The organism is Streptomyces sp. NPDC007905, from assembly GCF_042959345.1.
In the GTDB taxonomy this organism is placed as follows: domain Bacteria; phylum Actinomycetota; class Actinomycetes; order Streptomycetales; family Streptomycetaceae; genus Streptomyces.
Map to the genome: position 1 here is coordinate 396,927 of NZ_JBIBKS010000003.1, position 16,780 is coordinate 413,706.

The 16,780-nt window shown below is 71.8% G+C and carries 13 protein-coding genes and 1 riboswitch; of the genes, 5 read left to right on the forward strand and 8 right to left on the reverse strand.

Features of this window, described 5'->3' with window-relative positions:
- Window position 1 precedes the first annotated feature (1 nt).
- Together ACFZDC_RS08180 and ACFZDC_RS08185 are read right to left on the reverse strand one after the other, a co-directional pair.
- Window positions 2-415, reverse strand: coding sequence for a hypothetical protein (locus tag ACFZDC_RS08180; RefSeq protein ID WP_391321357.1), 414 nt, complete (start codon window positions 413-415; stop codon window positions 2-4).
- A gap of 17 nt (window positions 416-432) precedes the next feature.
- Complete coding sequence (locus ACFZDC_RS08185) at window positions 433-3,330, reverse strand: GNAT family N-acetyltransferase (protein WP_391321359.1); 2,898 nt, start codon at window positions 3,328-3,330, stop codon at window positions 433-435.
- Window positions 3,331-3,507: 177 nt separating this feature from the next.
- Here ACFZDC_RS08185 and ACFZDC_RS08190 point away from each other — a divergent pair, with 177 nt between their 5' ends.
- Window positions 3,508-3,789, forward strand: coding sequence for an HPr family phosphocarrier protein (locus ACFZDC_RS08190; protein WP_014675499.1), 282 nt, complete (start codon window positions 3,508-3,510; stop codon window positions 3,787-3,789).
- A 203-nt stretch (window positions 3,790-3,992) separates the two neighbouring features.
- On the opposite strand, the gene ACFZDC_RS08195 is transcribed toward ACFZDC_RS08190, so the two are convergent.
- From ACFZDC_RS08195 to ACFZDC_RS08210, 4 genes are all read right to left on the reverse strand, one after another.
- Window positions 3,993-4,688 (reverse strand): FCD domain-containing protein, encoded by a 696-nt coding sequence (locus tag ACFZDC_RS08195; RefSeq protein WP_391321361.1) that lies wholly within the window; start codon window positions 4,686-4,688, stop codon window positions 3,993-3,995.
- Window positions 4,689-4,886: 198 nt separating this feature from the next.
- The gene (locus tag ACFZDC_RS08200; protein ID WP_391321363.1) at window positions 4,887-5,642 is read right to left on the reverse strand and encodes a peptidoglycan DD-metalloendopeptidase family protein; all 756 of its coding nucleotides are present in this window, start codon (window positions 5,640-5,642) and stop codon (window positions 4,887-4,889) included.
- 12 nt (window positions 5,643-5,654) lie between these two features.
- Window positions 5,655-5,819: riboswitch (cyclic di-AMP (ydaO/yuaA leader) on the reverse strand.
- A 226-nt stretch (window positions 5,820-6,045) separates the two neighbouring features.
- On the reverse strand, window positions 6,046-7,434 hold the full coding sequence (locus ACFZDC_RS08205) for an insulinase family protein (protein WP_391321365.1): 1,389 nt from the start codon (window positions 7,432-7,434) through the stop codon (window positions 6,046-6,048).
- Complete coding sequence (locus ACFZDC_RS08210) at window positions 7,431-8,825, reverse strand: insulinase family protein (RefSeq protein WP_391321367.1); 1,395 nt, start codon at window positions 8,823-8,825, stop codon at window positions 7,431-7,433. The genes ACFZDC_RS08205 and ACFZDC_RS08210 overlap by 4 nt, the downstream gene beginning before the upstream one ends.
- 404 nt (window positions 8,826-9,229) lie before the next feature.
- On the opposite strand from ACFZDC_RS08210, the gene ACFZDC_RS08215 reads away from it, so the two are divergent.
- On the forward strand, window positions 9,230-11,689 hold the full coding sequence (locus tag ACFZDC_RS08215) for a DNA topoisomerase (ATP-hydrolyzing) (protein WP_391321369.1): 2,460 nt from the start codon (window positions 9,230-9,232) through the stop codon (window positions 11,687-11,689).
- On the opposite strand, the gene ACFZDC_RS08220 is transcribed toward ACFZDC_RS08215, so the two are convergent.
- Window positions 11,686-12,762: a GTP-binding protein gene (locus tag ACFZDC_RS08220; protein WP_391321571.1), complete on the reverse strand. Its 1,077-nt coding sequence runs from the start codon at window positions 12,760-12,762 to the stop codon at window positions 11,686-11,688. The genes ACFZDC_RS08215 and ACFZDC_RS08220 overlap by 4 nt on opposite strands.
- A 330-nt stretch (window positions 12,763-13,092) precedes the next feature.
- Here ACFZDC_RS08220 and ACFZDC_RS08225 point away from each other — a divergent pair, with 330 nt between their 5' ends.
- Window positions 13,093-13,671 carry a DUF6082 family protein gene (locus ACFZDC_RS08225; protein WP_391321371.1) on the forward strand — a complete coding sequence of 193 codons (579 nt, stop codon included), beginning with the start codon at window positions 13,093-13,095 and terminating at the stop codon, window positions 13,669-13,671.
- 223 nt (window positions 13,672-13,894) lie between these two features.
- Complete coding sequence (locus ACFZDC_RS08230; RefSeq protein ID WP_391321373.1) at window positions 13,895-14,131, forward strand: hypothetical protein; 237 nt, start codon at window positions 13,895-13,897, stop codon at window positions 14,129-14,131.
- A 114-nt stretch (window positions 14,132-14,245) separates the two neighbouring features.
- On the opposite strand, the gene ACFZDC_RS08235 is transcribed toward ACFZDC_RS08230, so the two are convergent.
- The gene (locus ACFZDC_RS08235; protein WP_391321375.1) at window positions 14,246-15,409 is read right to left on the reverse strand and encodes a citrate synthase; all 1,164 of its coding nucleotides are present in this window, start codon (window positions 15,407-15,409) and stop codon (window positions 14,246-14,248) included.
- A 112-nt stretch (window positions 15,410-15,521) separates the two neighbouring features.
- Between ACFZDC_RS08235 and ACFZDC_RS08240 the strand changes: the two genes are divergently transcribed.
- On the forward strand, window positions 15,522-16,778 hold the full coding sequence (locus tag ACFZDC_RS08240; protein WP_391321377.1) for a citrate/2-methylcitrate synthase: 1,257 nt from the start codon (window positions 15,522-15,524) through the stop codon (window positions 16,776-16,778).
- Window positions 16,779-16,780: the final 2 nt, after the last annotated feature.

The window sequence follows — 16,780 nt, forward strand, 5'->3', positions numbered from 1 at the left end:
CCTAATCCGTGGGCAAGGGGGGTCCCGGCCAGTCGCGGGCACCGGAGGCGGCCTCCGCGCCCACGCGCGCAGGCCGCTTGACGAGCCCCGGCCGGATGTCCAGCCGGTCGGCGGCGACCGGACAGGAGACGGGTTCCCGGCCGCCGGCGTCCGCTTCGAACGCGACGACGACGGGCGGTGCTTCACCCGGGGCCCGCGCGAGACGTGCCATCTCCTCGGCCGTGGGCGCGCGGAAGTCGGGGTCCTGGAAGCTCGGCGGACAGCAGACGAAGACGGGGTCCACGAAGGCCGGCTCCAGGCCGTGGTGGTAGGTGAGGTCGTGGCCTGCTGCCAGGCGCAGCCGCCCGCCGTCCCGGACCATCACTTGCCAGTCCCGCCGGCTGCCCTCGGGCAGCCGGCGTCCGGCGATCTCCATGCGGCCCCCTCCCCTGCTCAGTACGCCGGCAGCGTGCGCGGGCCGAGATCGTCGCGGGCGGGCGGCGGCGCGAGCCGTACGGTGGCGCCGAGGACGCTCGCGCCCGCCTGGGCGACGACGACCGGTTCCAGGGTGACGGCGACGACCTCGGGGTGGTCGTCCACGAGCCGGGACACCCGCAGCAGCAGTTCCTCCAGCGCGGGTGTGTCCACGGGCGTGGAGCCGCGCCATCCGAACAGCAGGGGTGCCGTCCGAATGGACCGCACCAGCGAGGCCGCCTCCCGGTCGGTGACCGGGACCAGCCGGTGCGCCATGTCCCCGAGCAGCTGCGAGGCGGCACCGGCGAGTCCGAAGGACAGCACGGCCCCGGCCGCCGGATCGATCACGGCTCGTACGACCGTGTCGACGCCTCGGGGAGCCATGCCCTGCACGACGGGCCGCAGATCCTCGGGCTTCCCGAACAGTTCGGTCAGTTCGGCATAGGCGCGGCGCAGTTGCTCCTCGTCCGCCAGGTCCAGCCGTACGCCACCAAGGTCGGCCCGGTGCCGCAGGTGCGGGGCGGTGGCCTTGAGGGCCACGGGGTAGCCGAGGGTGCGGGCGGCCTCGGCGGCGGCGTCCGGGGTGGGGGCGGGCAGCGCGTGGCGGACGTGGATGCCGTACTTGTCCAGCAGCTCGCAGGTCTCCTCCGCCCCGATCGTGAGTCCCTGCCCGCGCTCGAGCAGCCCTCCGATCAGCTCGGCGGCCCCCTTCTCGTCGATGTCCTCGTACTCCGGCACCTTCCCGGGGTTGACGGCCTCCCGCCGCCACTGCGCGTACTTCACGGCTTCGGAGAGCGCGCGCACGGCACGTTCGGCGGCGGGGTAGGCGGGGATGAGGCGGGGGGCGGTGCCTTCGGGGCTTTCGGGGGCGGCCTTCTCAGGTGCCCGCGCCGCAGTGGGCGGTCGTTTCGCAGCGCGCTGGGGGTCCCCCCGCTCGAGCGAGGCCGGGAGTGGGGGCGATAGGGCACCGCCTGCGGCGCCCGGGGCCCCGCCACCGGCCTGGGGTGCGGTACTCGCCGCGGCCGACAACGCCTCCGCAAGCCCCCCGAGCTCCACGTGCACCACCAGCACGGGCTTGCCCGGCATCCCGGCGGCAGCCGACCGCAGCGCCTCCGCGAGCTCGGCGTCCCCCGGCGAACCTTCGCCAATGGCAGGTATGGCGGTGACCACGACGGCGTCGCACGTCTCGTCCGCCAGGGCCCGCGACAGCGCCCGGTGGAAGTCCTCCGCCGTCGCCCCGGTCGTCAGGTCCAGCGGACGCGACGGCCGCAGCCCCTCCGCGAGACAGCGGTCGTACGTCAGCACCCCCAGCGACTCGGAGTTCCCGAGGATCGTCACCCGGGGCCCCGCCGGGAGCGGCTGCCGTGCCAGCAGCAGGCCCGCGTCGACCAGTTCGGTGATCGTGTCCACCCGGATCACCCCGGCCTGCCGCAGCAGCGCGGAGACGGTCTCGCGCGGCAGCCGGGTCGCCCGAACCGCGTGCCCCTGCGGCGCCGAACCGACCCCCTGCACCACGACCAGCGGCTTCGCCGCCGCCGTGCGCCGGGCGAGGCGGGTGAACTTGCGCGGGTTGCCGATGGACTCCAGGTACATCAGGACGACATCGGTCTGCGGATCGTCGTACCAGTACTGGAGGACGTCGTTGCCGGAGACGTCCGCCCGGTTCCCGGCGGACACGAACGTGGAGACGCCGGTGACCCCGGTGATCCCTCCCCCGCGCCGGTGCAGCCGGGACAGCAGTGCGATGCCGATGGCCCCGGACTGCGCGAACAGGCCGATCCGCCCCGGCCTGGGCATCTCGGGGGCGAGCGAGGCGTTCAGCCGGACGTCGGGCGCGGTGTTGATGACGCCGAAGGCGTTCGGACCGATGATCCGCATGCCGTACGCGCGCGCGAGCTGGACCAGGGCCCGCTGCCGCTCATGTCCCTCGGGCCCGCTCTCCGCGTACCCGGCGGACAGCACCACCAGCCCCTGCACCCCGTGTTCGCCGCACTCGGCGACCACGGCGGGCACACGCTCGGCCGGGACGGCGACGACGGCGAGGTCCACCGGATCCTCGATGTCCCGCACCGAGCGGTAGGCGGGCACTGCGTCGACCTCCTTGAGGTCCTCGGGGAAGGCCTTGTTCACGGCGTACAGGCGGCCGGGGTGGCCGGCGTCCCGGATGTTCCCGAGGACGCTGCGGCCCACCCCGCCCGGCGCGCGGCCGACGCCGACGACCGCCACGGAGCCGGGGGCCAGCAGCCGCCGTACCGAGCGGGCCTCGGCGCGCTGCTCCCGCGCCCGCTGCACGGCGAGGGACCGGTCGGTGGGTTCGAGGTCGAACTCCAGACGTACGACGCCGTCTTCGAAGCTGCGCTTCTGGGTGTACCCGGCATCCGTGAACACCTTGATCATCTTGGTGTTGGTGGGCAGCACCTCGGCGGCGAAGCGGCGGATGCCGCGCTCGCGGGCGACGGCCGCGATGTGCTCCAGGAGGGCGGAGGCGACCCCTCGGCCCTGGTGGGCGTCCTGCACCAGGAAGGCGACCTCGGCCTCGTCCGCGGGCGCGGACGCGGGCATGCCGTCGGCGCCGATGCGGTCGTAGCGTACGGTGGCGATGAACTCGCCCCCGATGGTGGCCGCGAGTCCCACCCGGTCCACGAAGTCGTGGTGTGTGAAGCGGTGGACGTCCTTGGCGGAGAGCCTGGGGTACGGCGCGAAGAAGCGGTAGTACTTCGACTCGTCCGAGACCTGCTCGTAGAAGCTGACCAGGCGGTCGGCGTCATCAACGGCGATGGGCCGGATGCGCGCGGTACCCCCGTCGCGCAGCACCACGTCCGCCTCCCAGTGGGCGGGGTACTCGTGCCGGTCCTGCCGGTCCGCCGGGCTCTGCATGGGCCCCAGAGTACGGCTCGCGTCCGACAACGGCGCGAGGCAGTCTGTGGAGGACGGAAGTCGGACCGAGGCCGCGGTCCGACGACACGCCGGAGCGGGACGAAGGACCGCTCCGGGCACGCTTCACGATATGGGAAACTGGTCTAGACAACTCTGAACACCGAAGGGCAGCAACACATGGCTGAGCGCCGCGTCAACGTCGGCTGGGCCGAGGGCCTCCATGCCCGCCCCGCCTCCATCTTCGTCCGAGCCGCCACGGCCGCAGGCGTCCCGGTGACGATCGCCAAGGCCGGGGGCAACCCCGTCAACGCGGCCTCCATGCTGGCCGTCCTGGGCCTGGGCGCCCAGGGCGGCGAGGAGATCGTCCTCGCCTCCGACGCCGAGGGCGCCGATGCCGCCCTGGACCGTCTGGCCAAGCTGGTCTCCGAGGGCCTCGAAGAGCTCCCCGAGACCGTCTGAGCGGTACCGGGAGGCCGCGTCATCCTTTGCGGGTGACGCGGCTTCCGCGTTTTCGGCAGCCGCCGGAGGAATTCACGGCGGGCACGGATGAATTCATCCGGGCACGGGATGGCACGCGACGGTGAATTGTGATGGCACGCCAGAAAAAGGGCAGCGGGAATTCACGTCCACCGAATATCACTTCTTTGTATACGGCGCCCGTGTTAATGCCGCAGGCCCGACATGTTTACGGCGTGTTGCGAGTTCCTCACACGCTCCGTCCGGTCGCCTCCCGAGGCGAACCGCAGCCGGTGCGCGGTCGTCGAGCGCTCGCAGTGCAGCGCCGTGATCGCCCGTGCACGCTCCCCGTCGCCGCGCGCCACCGCGTCCACGATGGCGCCGTGCTCGGCCCAGGACTCCACCGGATTCGGCGATGCCTCGACCGCGTACATCCAGGCGATCTTGTGCCGCAGCTGGGTCAGCATCGAGGTCAGTGAGTGGCTGCCGGAGGCCTGCGCGAGCGTCTCGTGGAACCAGCCGCCCAGCGAGCGCAGATCCTCGCTGCTGCCCCGTCTCGCCCGTTCCTGGCCCAGCCGGACCAGTCCCCGCAGCACCTTCAGATGGGCCTCGGTGCGCCGCTGGGCGGCCCGGGAGGCGCCGAGCGGCTCCAGGAGCATGCGCATCTCCAGCAGGTCGGCTGCCTCCTGCTCGGTCGGCTCGGCCACGCACGCGCCCGCGTGCCGCCGGGTCACCACGAAGCCCTCCGCCTCCAGGGTGCGCAGGGCCTCGCGGACGGGGACACGCGAGACGCCGTAGCGGCGGGCCAGGACTTCCTCGGTGAGGCGGCTGCCGCGCTCGTAGACACCGGCCACGATGTCGTCCCGGATCGCCGTGCACACCGAGTGCGCCGGAATACGCATGACCGACCTCCGTCTTAATCCCCGTGAAACGTCGACGATGGACGTGTGTTCCGTGACTCTATTCCAATGAGCCGGAATTTCCGACGGCAGGCCTGAATCCATGGATATTTTTTGGACAGCGGATGCGGCGGGCAGGGCGAAAAACGGCGAAAGCCCCGGCTGGTGAGCCGGGGCTTCGGGATGCCGTGCGGTGGAGGGTCAGACGTCCACGCCGTGCTTGCGCAGATAGGTGACCGGGTCGACGTCCGACCCGTACTCGGGGGTCGTACGGGCCTCGAAGTGCAGATGCGGCCCGGTGACATTGCCCGTCGCGCCGGACAGGCCGATCTGGAGGCCCGGGGTGACCTTCTGGCCCACGGTGACGCCGATGGACGACAGGTGGCCGTACTGGGTGTACATGCCGTCGGCCATCCGGATCACGATCTGGTTGCCGTACGCGCCGCCCCAGCCGGTCGAGACGACCGTGCCGGAGCCGACCGCGTGGACGGGCGTGCCGCTCGCCGCGTGGAAGTCGATGCCGGTGTGGGAACCGGAGGACCACAGGGAGCCGCCGGTCTTGTAGCCCGTGGAGACGTACGAGTGCACGATCGGGGCGACGAAGGCGTTCAGGCGCTTGCGCTCGGCCGCGCGGGCGGCGCGCACCTTGGCCTCACGCTCCTTCTCGGCCCGCTCGGCGGCCGCCTTGACCGCGGCCTCCTCGGCCGCCTTCCGGTCGGCGGCCTGCTTCTGGGCGGCGGCCTGCTCGTCGATCTGCTCGGCGACGTCGTCGCTCACGGTGATCACAGGGGTGAGACCGGTCTGCTCGACGGAGTTCTCCGCGGCGAGCGCGGGGGTGGCCGCGAGGGTGCCGATGACACCGGTGGTGGTGAGGGCCGCGATGCCGGCCGCCTGAGCCGTGGTGCGCTTGACCCGGCCGGGCTTGCGGTGCTTCCCGGTGGCGCACATGAACGCCATGAAGTGGCTGGTCCTTTCCTTCCCTCTCGCCTACCGGGTTAGCTGACGGGTTCGGAGCAGGAAGGTCTCCTACGGACCCCCTCGCTCACGCGCGGGCGTCCGATTCACCCCAGGGACTGTGGTTGGGTCCCCGGCTCCCCTGGCTCGCGCCGTACGGGGACTCGGCGATGACTGTCCGGTGCCGCGGGCGCGGCGCACTGCCTGACGAACAGCCTCGAAGACGCTACGGTGAGCGACTTTCGATTCCCAAACGGATCCGGGCTTTTGTAGCGCATCCCACAGGCCAGACAGGCAACGTCTGCCCCAATTCGGACATCTGGAGGGGGCTCCGCACGGCAACTGCGAAGGGTCCTGACGACCCGTCGGTCGCCAGGGCCCCACGCGCGCGTGCGCGGCTTCGCTCCTACTCGGCCGCCACGACGGTGACTTCGCCGATGCCGAGCGCCTCGACCGGCGCCTTGATCTGGGCCGCGTCACCGACGAGCACGGTCACCAGCCGGTCCACCGGGAAGGCGTTGATGACCGCGGCGGTGGCCTCCACGGTGCCGGTGGCGGCGAGCTGCTGATAGAGCGTCGCCTGGAAGTCGTCCGGCAGGTGTTGCTCGACCTGGTCCGCCAGGGTGCTCGCGACGGCCGCCGCGGTCTCGTACTTCAGCGGCGCCACCCCGACGAGGTTCTGCACGGCGACATCGCGCTCGGCGTCGGTCAGGCCCTCCGCCGCGAGCGTGCGCAGCACCGTCCACAGGTCCTGCAGCGCGGGACCGGTGTTCGGGGTGTCCACGGAGCCGCTGATGGCGAGCATCGCGGCACCGGTGCCCTCCGGCGCGGACCTGAGGACCTGCCCGAAGGCGCGCACGCCGTACGTGTAGCCCTTCTCCTCGCGCAGGACGCGGTCCAGGCGGGAGGTGAGGGTGCCGCCGAGGCAGTACGTGCCGAGCACCTGGGCGGCCCACACGCGGTCGTGCCGGTCGGGGCCGATCCGGCCGATCAGCAGCTGCGTCTGGACGGCGCCGGGCCGGTCGACGATGACGACGCGACCGGTGTCGTCGGCGGTCACCGGCGGCACGGGCCGCGGCTGACCCGGCGTGCCGGACCATGCGCCGAGGGTGTCGGTGAGCAGCGCGTCCAGCTCGGTGCCGGCGAGGTCGCCGACCACGACCACGGTGGCCGTGGCGGGCCGGACATGGCGGTCGTAGAAGGCGCGTACGGCCTCCGCGTCGATCTTCTCGACCGTCTCCTCCGTGCCCTGGCGCGGGCGCGACATGCGCGAGGTCTCCGGGAACAGCTCCTTGGAGAGTTCCTTCGCGGCCCGGCGGGAGGGGTTGGCCAGCTCGTGCGGGATCTCGTCCAGGCGGTTGCGGACCAGCCGCTCGACCTCGCTCTCGGCGAAGGCGGGCGCGCGCAGGGCGTCGGCGAGCAGACCGAGGCCCTTGGCCAGGCGAGAGGCCGGGACCTCCAGGCTGAGGCGGACGCCGGGGTGGTCGGCGTGCGCGTCGAGCGTGGCGCCGGCCCGCTCCAGCTCGGCGGCGAACTCCTCCGCCGAGTGCTTGTCGGTGCCCTCGGAGAAGGCCCGCGCCATGATCGTGGCGACGCCGTCCAGGCCGGCCGGTTCGGTCTCCAGGGGCGCGTCCAGCAGCACCTCTACGGCGACGACCTGCTGACCGGGACGGTGGCAGCGCAGAACGGTCAGGCCGTTGTCCAGCGTGTCGCGTTCGGGGGCCGGGAACGCCCAGGGCTTGGCCGCACCCGGCTGCGGCTGGGGGTGGAAGTCCATCGTGGCGAGCTCGGTCACTTGGCCGTCTCCTCGTTGTCGTTACCGGCCTCTACCGTGGCCTCCGATTCCGGGTCCTCGGGGACGTCGGCGTCCTCGACGGCCTCGGGCGACTTCGGCTCGTAGACGAGGACCGCGCGGTTGTCGGGGCGCAGGCGGGCCTTGGCGACCTCCTGGACCTCCTCCGGGCTGACCTCCAGGACACGCTGGACGGCGGTCAGGGCGAGCTGCGGGTCGCCGAACAGGACGGCGTACCGGCACAGTTCGTCGGCGCGGCCGGCTACCGTGCCGAGCCGGTCCAGCCACTCGCGCTCCAACTGGGCCTGGGCGCGCTCCATCTCCTCGGGCGTGGGGCCCTCCTCGGCGAACCGGGCGAGCTCCTCGTCGATCGCGGCCTCGATCACCGGCACCTCGACGTCGCCGGAGGTCTTCACGTCCAGCCAGCCGAGCGAGGGCGCGCCGGCCAGGCGCAGCAGGCCGAAGCCGGCCGTGACGGCCGTACGGTCGCGGCGCACGAGCCGGTTGTACAGGCGGGAGGACTCGCCGCCGCCGAGGATGGTCAGGGCCACGTCGGCGGCGTCCGCGTCACGGGTGCCGTCGTGCGGGAGCCGGTAGGCGGCCATCAGAGCGCGCGCCGGGACCTCCTCCACGACGACCTCGCGCAGCTGCTCCCCGATGATCTCCGGCAGGGAGCCGTCGCGGGGCGCGGGCTTGCCGTCGTGGCCGGGGATGGACCCGAAGTACTTCTCGATCCAGGCGAGGGTCTGCTGGGGGTCGATGTCGCCGACCACGGAGAGCACCGCGTTGTTCGGCGCGTAGTAGGTGCGGAAGAACTGGCGCGCGTCCTCCAGGGTGGCCGCGTCCAGGTCCGCCATCGAGCCGATCGGCGTGTGGTGGTAGGGGTGGCCCTCCGGGTAGGTGAGGGCGGTCAGCTTCTCGAAGGCGGTGCCGTAGGGCACGTTGTCGTAGCGCTGGCGGCGCTCGTTCTTGACGACGTCCCGCTGGTTCTCCATGGACTCGTCGTCCAGGGCGGCGAGCAGGGAGCCCATGCGGTCGGCCTCCAGCCAGAGGGCGAGCTCCAGCTGGTGGGCGGGCATGGTCTCGAAGTAGTTGGTGCGCTCGAAGCTGGTGGTGCCGTTCAGCGAGCCGCCGGCGCCCTGCACCAGCTCGAAGTGGCCGTTGCCCTTGACCTGCGCCGACCCCTGGAACATCAGGTGCTCGAAAAGGTGAGCAAGGCCGGTGCGTCCCTGGACTTCGTGGCGGGAGCCGACGTCGTACCAGAGGCAGACCGCCGCCACCGGGGTCAGGTGGTCCTCGGAAAGCACCACGCGCAGACCGTTGGCCAGGCGGTGCTCGGTCGCTGTCAGGCCCCCGGAGCCTGCCTCGGCTGTGGTCGTGTGACCCATGGGCATGTACGTCCCTTCGCGAGCGGAGGCGGTCGTCGAAACCGCGGTCTTCCTGCCGTTCCTGCCACTGTATGCAAAGCGTGCGGGGCCTCGGCGAAGTTCCCGCGGGACGTACGCCCACAGCGGATCGCGTAGCCTGCGTCGCGCGTGCCGCGGGGCGGCCCCGGGGGCGGCCCTCCCGTGCCGGGCCGGTCCGGTGGGACCGGGTCGTGGCACGGCTTGTCAGTGCGTCGGTCCACAATGGTCCGCGTCAGATCCGTCAAACGCTTCAGCAAGAGCGAGCCGGAGGGGCGCGTCGGTGTCGGGAGAGCGAGCGCGCGGAGGCCCGAAGGGCTGAGCACGGTCGCTCTCCCGCCACCGACGCGAGTGCCCCGTAGGCGAGCGACAAGATCAGAAGGAGCCAGGCAGCGATGGCCCGCCGCAGCACGAAGACCCCGCCGCCCGACGATTCGTACGAGGAGCGGATCCTCGACATCGACGTCGTGGACGAGATGCGTGGCTCCTACCTCGAGTACGCGTACTCGGTCATCTACTCGCGCGCCCTGCCGGACGCCCGTGACGGCCTGAAGCCGGTGCACCGCCGGATCGTCTACCAGATGAACGAGATGGGCCTGCGCCCCGAGCGCGGCTACGTGAAGTGCGCCCGTGTCGTCGGCGAGGTCATGGGCAAGCTGCACCCGCACGGCGACGCCTCGATCTACGACGCCCTGGTGCGCATGGCCCAGCCGTTCTCGATGCGCGTCCCGCTGGTCGACGGCCACGGCAACTTCGGCTCGCTGGGCAACGACGACCCGCCCGCCGCCATGCGGTACACCGAGTGCCGCATGGCCGAGGCGGCGAGCCTGATGACCGAGTCGATCGACGAGGACACGGTCGACTTCACGCCCAACTACGACGGCCAGGAGCAGGAGCCGGTGGCGCTGCCCGCCGCCTTCCCGAACCTGCTGGTCAACGGCTCCTCCGGCATCGCGGTCGGCATGGCGACGAACATGCCGCCGCACAACCTGCGCGAGGTCATCGCGGCGGCCCGCCACCTGATCAGGCACCCGAACGCGGACCTGGACGCGCTGATGAAGCACGTGCCGGGCCCCGACCTGCCCACGGGCGGCCGGATCGTCGGCCTGGACGGAATCCGGGACGCGTACGCGTCCGGCCGCGGCACCTTCAAGATGCGCGCGACGGTGTCGGTCGAGGCGGTGACCGCCCGCCGCAAGGGCCTGGTGATCACCGAACTGCCCTTCGCGGTCGGCCCCGAGAAGGTCATCGCGAAGATCAAGGACCTGGTCAACGCGAAGAAGGTCCAGGGCATCGCGGACGTCAAGGACCTCACCGACCGCGCGCACGGCCTGCGCCTGGTCATCGAGATCAAGAACGGCTTCGTGCCGGAGGCGATCCTGGAGCAGCTGTACAAGCTGACCCCGATGGAGGAGTCCTTCGGCATCAACAACGTGGCCCTGGTGGACGGCCAGCCGCTCACCCTGGGGCTGAAGGAGCTGCTGGAGGTCTACCTGGACCACCGCTTCGACGTGGTGCGGCGCCGCAGCGAGTTCCGCCGCGGCAAGCGCCGCGACCGGCTGCACCTGGTCGAGGGCCTGCTGACCGCGCTGGTCGACATCGACGAGGTCATCCGGCTGATCCGCTCCAGCGAGAACTCCGCGCAGGCCAAGCAGCGCCTGATCGAGCGCTTCTCGCTGAGCGAGGTCCAGACGCAGTACATCCTCGACACGCCGCTGCGCCGGCTCACCAAGTACGACCGCATCGAGCTGGAGGCGGAGAAGGAGAAGCTCACCGCGGAGATCGAGGAGCTGACCCGGATCCTGGAGTCGGACGTGGAGCTGCGCAAGCTGGTCTCGGCCGAACTGGCCGCCGTGGCCAAGAAGTTCGGCACCGACCGGCGCACGGTCCTGCTGGAGTCCGCCGGCGCGCCGGTGGCCGCCGTACCGCTCCAGGTCGCCGACGACCCGTGCCGGGTGCTGCTGTCCTCCACGGGCCTGCTGGCCCGTACGGCGGACAACGAACCGCTCCCGCAGGACACCGGCGCCAAGCGGGTCAAGCACGACGTGATCGTCTCGGCTGTTCCGGCGACCGCGCGGGGCGAGATCGGCGCGGTAACCTCGGCCGGCCGCCTGCTGCGGATCAACGTGGTCGACCTGCCGCAGCTGCCCGCGGCCGCGACGCCGCCGAACCTCTCCGGAGGGGCGCCGCTCGCGGAGTTCGTCTCCCTGGAGGACGACGAGACGGTGGTCTGCCTGACCACCCTGGACGAGTCGTCCCCGGGCCTGGCGCTGGGCACCGAGCAGGGTGTCGTCAAGCGTGTCGTGCCCGACTATCCGTCCAACAAGGACGAACTGGAGGTCATCACGCTCAAGGAGGGCGACCGGATCGTCGGCGCGGTGGAGCTGCGCACCGGCGAGGAGGACCTGGTGTTCATCACGGACGACGCCCAGTTGCTGCGCTTCCAGGCCTCCATCGTCCGTCCGCAGGGGCGCCCGGCCGGGGGTATGGCGGGCATCAAGCTCACCGAGGGCGCCAAGGTCATCTCCTTCACGGCCGTCGACCCGGCGGCCGACGCGATCGTCTTCACGGTGGCGGGCTCCCGTGGCACGCTGGACGACTCCGTGCAGACGACGGCCAAGCTGACCCCGTTCGACCAGTACCCGCGCAAGGGCCGGGCCACCGGCGGTGTGCGCTGCCAGCGGTTCCTGAAGGGCGAGGACTGCCTTTCCCTGGGCTGGGCGGGCCCCTCCCCGGCCCTCGCGGCGCAGAAGAACGGCACCCCGGCGGAGCTGCCGGAGCCGGACCCGCGCCGCGACGGCTCCGGCACGTCGCTGCCGAAGACGGTGTCGGTGGTCGCGGGACCGGTGTTCTAGGCCTCGCAGGCCGCCGCGTCGGGCTCCTCCTCGGAGCCCTGTACATGGCGCAGGACGCCCCACATGCCGTGCTCGTCGGCGTGTGGGGCGTCGTTCTCACACGCCTCCAGCTCCTTGCCGAGAGCGTCCGCGTCGATGCCGCGGCCGATCAGGACGAGCTGGGTGAGGCGGGCGTCGGCCGGGGCCCAGCGCTCGGGGTAGAAGCGCAGGAAGCGCCCGACGACGTGTACGGCGTACCGGTTGCCCGTGTCGTGCGGCCCGAAGTCGATGTACCCCTTGACGCGGTACAGCCCCTCGGGACGGCTGTCCAGGAACCGCATGAGCCGGCGCGGCTCCATCGGCACGTCGGAGACGAAGGACAGGCTGTCGTAGCCCGTGTGCAGATGGCCGTCGTGCTCGCCGTCGCCGTGTTCGTGCAGGTCGTCGAAGGACAGCTGCCCGATGCGCTCCTCGCTCGGCCTGCAGTCGAAGAGGAACTCCGGGTCGATGCGGCCGTAGGTCGCGGGGACGACGGCGGCACGGTCGGTGAGCGAGCGGACGAGGTCGAGGACGCGGTCGGTGTCCGGTACCCGGTCGAGCTTGTTGACCACCACGAGGTCGGCCAGGGCGAGGTGCCGGTCGATCTCGGGGTGGTTCTCGCGCGTGCCGTCGAACTCCGCGGCGTCGACGACTTCGACGAGGCCGCCGTAGACGATGCCGGGATGCTCACTGGCGAGCACCATGCGGACCAGTTCCTGCGGCTCGGCGAGTCCACTGGCCTCGATGACGATGACGTCGATGCCGGCGGTGGGCGCGGCGAGCCGGTCCAGGTACACGTCGAGTTCGCTCGCGTCGACGGCACAGCACAGGCAGCCGTTGCCGAGCGAGACGGTCGAGTCACCGAGGGCGCCCGCGACGGCCATCGCGTCGATCTCGATGGCGCCGAAGTCGTTGACGATCGCCCCGATGCGGCTGCCACCGCTGCGGTGCAGCAGGTGGTTGAGGAGCGTGGTCTTCCCGGAACCGAGGAATCCGGCGAGTACGACGACCGGGATCTGCTGCGGACTGCGGCTGTGTGCCGTGCTGTTCGTCAGGCTGTTCCCCAACGGGCGACCTCTCTCACGCGGACGCGTACGCCGGCTCGCGGCTCGGCGCACGGACGAGGATTGACTGCGCGACCAGGATACGAGCGGGAAGAATCGCGGCGAAGTGAACGATTGTTAGCACTCCTTGCGGGGCAGACGTTGGACAGGCGCCGGGCGTGCGGCCCTCGCGTCCCACCGTGCGCCTTCTTCGCCTCCCCGCCGATCAGAGCCGCTCGGCACTGCGGGAGGCGGCAGGCGCCGCCCACCGCTCGCCGGTCCTCTCCTGTCTCCCCACGCTCCGACGACCGGCGGACGGCCGCCTGATTTTCGGGGGTTGACATGGCCACACAGAAATTTGGTGTCCGGGGGCCGGCCTGCCTGGCAGCCGCCCTCACGCTCTCGGTGGCCGGCACCGTGACCTCGTTCCTCGTCTACCACCGCGCCGTGGATGCCCTGTCCCGCGCCCGCGCCGAAGCCCTGCGCCGTCTGGACGCCCTCGAGGAGCAGCGCCGGGAGGCCTCCCGGCGCACGGACCACGTCGAATACCAGCGCGCTCACCGGCAACTCCTCCTCGCGGCCATGCGGGACCCCGCTCTGCTCCCGGTCCTGGACACCTATGAGGGTGCGCTGCCACCGGAGGTTCAGAAGCAGTACCTGTACGCCAACGCGCTCTACGTCCATGCCCTGCACGGCTACCGGATCGGGCTGCTCAGCCGGGGCGAACTGCGCGGGTACGTCCGTGTCCTCTTCCAGAGCCCGACGGCGCGGGCGTACTGGGAGGCCACCCGTCACCACCGGGCCAGCCTTCGCGAGGGTTCCGAGGAGGCCGAGATCGGCCGGATGACCGACGAACTGCTCGAGGAACTGGACGAGGCCGACACGGACGAGTGGTGGGTCGTGGGCGGCGCGGGCGACTGACACGACGTCACCGTCACGCGCTCGCCGCGAAAATCACTCACTCAGAGGGGACGGTCCAGCCCCCGCGCGCGATCTTCGCAGGCTAGTTTGTCCCCGCTGCCCCGGCGCACACCCCGACCGCCGTCCCGGCAGGCGTTCGACGCCCGTACCGCCCCCGACACACCCTCCTGGCGGCGGTACGGGCACAGCAACTGTCCACGACCAAGCAAGGACCGGGATCCACTTGAAGATCGTGCGCCGCCTCGGTGCCTCACCTCGCGAGAGAGGGAGCGTGAACGGGCAGACCTGCCCGGACATTTTCGAACTGCAGGACGGGAACTTCGCGGTGATCGGTACGGACCGTACGGAGGCCCTCGACCCCGAGCTGCCGCCCGACGCCGCCCGCGGCGGCCACGAACGAATCGTAGTGATCAGCCGCGAAACGCTCGTTCGAGCGAAGGCCGACATTCCGGACGCGTAGGGCGGCAACCGGGGAGCCCCCTCGCGCACGACAGCCCCGCTCGACCGGGGCCACGGGTTCCGAGCAAGGGCTCCCCCGGCGGGTCCCACGAGGGCGCGCGCGTCTGCTCGCACCTCAGGCGACCGCAGGCACCGCCACCGGCGGCTCCGGGCCCACGTACCTCGCGACCGGCCTGATGATCTTCGTGTCCTCCGACTGTTCCAGGATGTTGGCACTCCAGCCCACCACCCGGGCCGCCGCGAAGGTCGGGGTGAACATCTCGCGGGGCAGGCCGCACAGTTCCATGACGACGCCCGCGTAGAACTCGACGTTCGTGTGCAGTTCGCGGCCGGGCTTCAGCTCGGCGAGAATCGCCTCGACCTGCCGCTCGACCTCCACGGCGAAGGCGACGCGCGGGCCCCCGAAGTCCAGGGCGATCTCGCGCAGCATCCGCGAACGGGGGTCCTCCGTACGGTAGACGGCGTGCCCGAAGCCCATGATGCGGTCGCCCGCGAGCACCCGCTGCCGTATCCAGGAGTCGATGCGGTCCGGCGTTCCGATCGCGTCCAGGGTGTCGAGCGCGCGGCTGGGCGCCCCGCCGTGCAGCGGACCGGACAGCGCACCCACGGCCCCGACCAGGCAGGCGGCCACGTCGGCTCCCGTGGACGCGACGACACGCGCGGTGAAGGTTGATGGATTGAATCCGTGGTCAATGGTGGAGATCAGGTACTGCTCGACCGCACGGGCCCGCCGCGGGTCCGGCTCCTCACCCGTGAGCATGTACAGGTAGTTGGCCGCGTAGGACAGGTCTTCGCGCGGCTCCACCGGGTCGAGGCCCTGCCCGAGCCGGTACAGCGCGGTGAGGAGAGTCGGTACGGCCGCGCAGGCGGCCACGGTGTCCGCGCGGCGCCGGCCCGCGTCGATGTCGTACACCGGCCTGAACCCCTGCGCCGCGCCCAGCAGCGACAGTGCCGTACGCATCCCGGCCAGCGGACCCGGGATGCGGCTCGCGGCCGCGACAGCGGGCAGGGCCGCCCGGACCTCCTCGGGCAGCCGGCGCAGTCCGGCGGTCTCGGCGACGAAGGCGGCACGGCGCCCCGCGTCCGGGAGTGCGCCGTGGACGAGGAGATGCCAGACGTCCTCGAAGCCGCGGGTCCGCGCGAGTTCGACGGCCGAGTACTGACGGTAGTGGTAGAAGCCCTCGAGCCCCCGTACGTCCCCGATCCGGGTGTCGGTGACGACGACCCCCGCGAGGCCGCGCGGTACGTCGACACGGGGTGCGGTCCTGCTGATGGACATGTTGTTCCTCCCTGGACTTGACCCGACTGTCCATGCTTGATTCTCTTCCTGTCAACATTGATTAATCAATATGTAGGGATCAAGTTGTATAGAGGCGACTACGGTGACCTCCATGCGCGATCACGAACCCGCCCCCGGCCGTCCCGGGCGAAGGCTGACCACCAAGGAGACCGCCGAGGTGCTCGGCGTGAAGCCGGAGACGGTGTACGCCTACGTGAGCCGCGGCCTGCTCAGCAGCAGACGCGAACCCGGCAGCCGCGCCAGCACCTTCGACGCGAAGGAGGTCGAGGTCCTCGCCCGGCGCAACCGGCGGGAGGCCGCGGGGAGTCCGGGCACGGGCGGCGACCTGTCCGTGCGCACCCGTATCACGCTGATCGACAAAGACCGGTACTACTTCCGTGGTGTCGACGCCACCGAGCTGGCCGCCCGCCACTCCTACGAGGAGGTCGCGGAGTGGCTGTGGACGGGCCGGCTGACCCCGGGCATGACCTTCACCGCGCCCGAGGCCACCGTCGAGGTGGCCCGCCATGCCGTGAACGCCCTGCCCGAGCACACCTCGCCCACCGACCGGCTGCGGGTGGCCGCGATCGCGGCGGCGGCCGGGGACCCGCTGCGTTTCGACCTGTCCGAGCAGGCCGTGCTCAGTACGGCGCGCCTCCTCATCCCGACCCTCGTCGCCGCACTGCCGCCCGTCCTGCGTGCCCCGAGGGACGACGGCCCGCTGGCCCACCGCCTGTGGGGCCGGCTGACCGGCCGCCCCGCCGACGAGGAATCGCTGCGCGTCCTGGACACCGCCCTCGCGCTGCTCATCGACCACGATCTGGCCGCCTCCACGCTCGCCGTCCGGGTCGCCGCCTCGGCACGCGCGCACGCCTACGCGGCCGTCTCGGCCGGGCTCGGTGTCCTGGAGGGCCCGCTGCACGGTGCCGCCAGCGGCCTGGCCCACCGGATGCTGCTCGATGTCCTCGACCAGGGCACCGCGGTCCCGGTGATCGCGGACGAGCTGCGTGCGGGGCGCCGCATCCCCGGACTCGGACACCGGCTCTACGCGGGCGAAGACCCGCGCGCGGGGGTGCTGTTCGGCCTCCTGGAGCAGGTCCCGCGCGCGGAGCCCGCCCTGCTCGCGGCCCGCGACGTCGTCGCCACGACCGCGCGCCACGCCCCGCTGCACGCCAACGTCGACCTGGCCCTGGCCGTCTTCACCGCCTCCTGCGGCATGCCCGCCACGGCCGGCGAGACCATCTTCGCCGTGGCTCGTACGGCCGGCTGGATCGCCCACGCCCTGGAGGAGTACGGCGAGCGTCCGCTGCGTATGCGCCCCGTCGGTCACTACGTCGGTCCGCGTCCTCCGCAACCCCTCCCGGCGTAGGA

Coding starts and splice junctions, on each gene's coding strand:
- ACFZDC_RS08180 (WP_391321357.1), bottom strand. CDS start 415: ATGGAGATCGCCGGACGCCGGCTGCCCGAGGGCAGCCGGCGGGACTGG.
- ACFZDC_RS08185 (WP_391321359.1), bottom strand. CDS start 3,330: ATGCAGAGCCCGGCGGACCGGCAGGACCGGCACGAGTACCCCGCCCAC.
- ACFZDC_RS08190 (WP_014675499.1), top strand. CDS start 3,508: ATGGCTGAGCGCCGCGTCAACGTCGGCTGGGCCGAGGGCCTCCATGCC.
- ACFZDC_RS08195 (WP_391321361.1), bottom strand. CDS start 4,688: ATGCGTATTCCGGCGCACTCGGTGTGCACGGCGATCCGGGACGACATC.
- ACFZDC_RS08200 (WP_391321363.1), bottom strand. CDS start 5,642: ATGGCGTTCATGTGCGCCACCGGGAAGCACCGCAAGCCCGGCCGGGTC.
- ACFZDC_RS08210 (WP_391321367.1), bottom strand. CDS start 8,825: ATGCCCATGGGTCACACGACCACAGCCGAGGCAGGCTCCGGGGGCCTG.
- ACFZDC_RS08215 (WP_391321369.1), top strand. CDS start 9,230: ATGGCCCGCCGCAGCACGAAGACCCCGCCGCCCGACGATTCGTACGAG.
- ACFZDC_RS08225 (WP_391321371.1), top strand. CDS start 13,093: ATGGCCACACAGAAATTTGGTGTCCGGGGGCCGGCCTGCCTGGCAGCC.
- ACFZDC_RS08235 (WP_391321375.1), bottom strand. CDS start 15,409: ATGTCCATCAGCAGGACCGCACCCCGTGTCGACGTACCGCGCGGCCTC.
- ACFZDC_RS08240 (WP_391321377.1), top strand. CDS start 15,522: ATGCGCGATCACGAACCCGCCCCCGGCCGTCCCGGGCGAAGGCTGACC.